The sequence below is a fragment of the Candidatus Oleimmundimicrobium sp. genome (assembly GCF_030651595.1).
In the GTDB taxonomy this organism is placed as follows: domain Bacteria; phylum Actinomycetota; class Aquicultoria; order UBA3085; family Oleimmundimicrobiaceae; genus JAUSCH01.
In genome coordinates this window covers 1-1,641 of sequence record NZ_JAUSCH010000112.1, presented here as the reverse complement: position 1 = coordinate 1,641, position 1,641 = coordinate 1, and the positions used below count along the sequence as shown (strand labels likewise).

4 protein-coding genes are annotated in these 1,641 nt (G+C 57.4%); all 4 read right to left on the bottom strand.

Features of this window, described 5'->3' with window-relative positions; genetic code table 11:
• Positions 1 to 240: 240 nt before the first annotated feature.
• Positions 241 to 555, bottom strand: coding sequence for a hypothetical protein (locus Q7U95_RS06395; protein WP_308752887.1), 315 nt, complete (start codon positions 553 to 555; stop codon positions 241 to 243).
• 33 nt (positions 556 to 588) lie between these two features.
• Positions 589 to 882 (bottom strand): hypothetical protein, encoded by a 294-nt coding sequence (locus Q7U95_RS06390; RefSeq protein ID WP_308752885.1) that lies wholly within the window; start codon positions 880 to 882, stop codon positions 589 to 591.
• Position 883: 1 nt separating this feature from the next.
• Entirely contained in the window at positions 884 to 1,321 is a 438-nt protein-coding gene (locus Q7U95_RS06385; protein WP_308752883.1) for a DUF126 domain-containing protein, read from the bottom strand.
• The coding region (locus tag Q7U95_RS06380) for an aconitase X (RefSeq protein WP_308752882.1) at positions 1,306 to 1,641 on the bottom strand (336 nt) is incomplete at its 5' end. The genes Q7U95_RS06385 and Q7U95_RS06380, both read right to left, overlap by 16 nt.

Genomic DNA, 1,641 nt, shown 5'->3' with positions numbered 1-1,641 from the left:
CCTTGGCCACGGTGAAGTTCCAACCCATGAATTCCCCCACCAGGACTATCCCCACGCCCAAAGCCCAGATGTGGACGGGGCCCAGAACCTTCGACAGGTGGTTTGTCTTCTCCTCGGGCATGATCTATTCCTCCCGCTTTGAGGTGAGCTGTCGTTCCACCCGGATGAAATCGAAGGCCATGAGACCCAAAAGGAGGGCGGAAAGAGCCCAGGCCAGGCCGTTCAGAATCTGCCACCAGTTCATCGGGGGTTCCCCGCCGGAGCGGGTTCCAGGGAGGTTCCTGCTCCAGGCTCCGCTTTTTCAGCTTCGTAAAGCCCCTCGACGATCTCGCCCAGTTCCCGGTTGGACTGAGGAATGACGATAGCCAGGTAGGTGCCCAGGCTCAGGAAGGTCAGGAGGAAGGTCCCTGCCGAAAAAGTGTAGGTCATCCCCCCCCCGCTCCCCGACCCAACAAGAACCTTGCCCCTCATCAGCATTGTCGTGAGAAGCGTCGTGAAGCACAGGATCATGATGAAAAGGACGTCGAAAACTTCCATGAATCGGTTCTTTCCCATATTCCCCGCCATCGTGTCGTCTTCCTTTCTGTGTCAAAGGCCTGCGTTGTTGCAGTCTTCCAGGTAGAGGTCTTCCCTGCGCTTCCGGAGGTGAATTACGACAGCCACAAGAGCACCGCTGGAAAAAATGCCGACAAGAAGGGCTGTGGCGGTGGCGACCGCCCGGGTCGCTCGATCCGGGGCTATCCCGTGGACCTGGAAGAGGACAAAGAGAAGAACGACCCACATCGCTGCGAAGAATATTCCGACCAGGGCCATGTCCGACCGGTACATCCGGTTCATTGTGGCGGCTCTCCTGGATTCTGCCGAAAGTGCTGGCTGGTTCATTTTAGAAAACTCCTTGCCCGGAACCGGAAACCTTGCAGATGGTTACAATTCCGCTTGTTCCGTCAACCGTGACCTGGTCCCCGTTTTCAATGACCTTGAAGGGATCATTCTCAAGGTCGACGACCGTGGGCACGCCGCATACGACGGCAGCCACACCAGTCCTGGAGTCGATTTTCGGCAGGACCAGGGCGCAGGGTGATATGCCCCTGAGCCTGGCAGCGTGGAAATGGCTGGACCAGCCGTTGGATCCCTTGCCCCCCGAGAGGACGAGGACGACGCCGCAAATGGTCTGTCCCTCCGCGGGATGTCCCTTTTCAATAACCATTCCAGTGGCCTCGTCGATACCACTCCACCCTTGTATCGTCTCCCGACAGACCATGGCGGGTCCGGAGGCGATGCCGGAAATGACTCCTCTGCCGCGGATTATAATTGGATCCATGTTGACCACCTTCCCCATGTTCCAGAGATGGAAGCTTGCAGGCACTCTTCCCAGTTTCCGAAGAAAACCTTGGTTTTTGTCAAGGGTTTGATGTAATGGGCCTGTTTGGCAGAATCGAAAGCCATGGCCCGGGTGCCGGCCGGCCATTTTTCGCTCACCAGCGGACAACTGCCCACCATCAAGACTCCACCCGCATCCTCAATGGTTTTCGTGTACCCGCATCGGTCTGCAACGGCCTTGATCGGAAGCGCTGTCCAGACATGAAGAGTAACTCCTGCCTTCACCTTGCACCCATTCAGGAAACCGGCAACCGCGCTTAT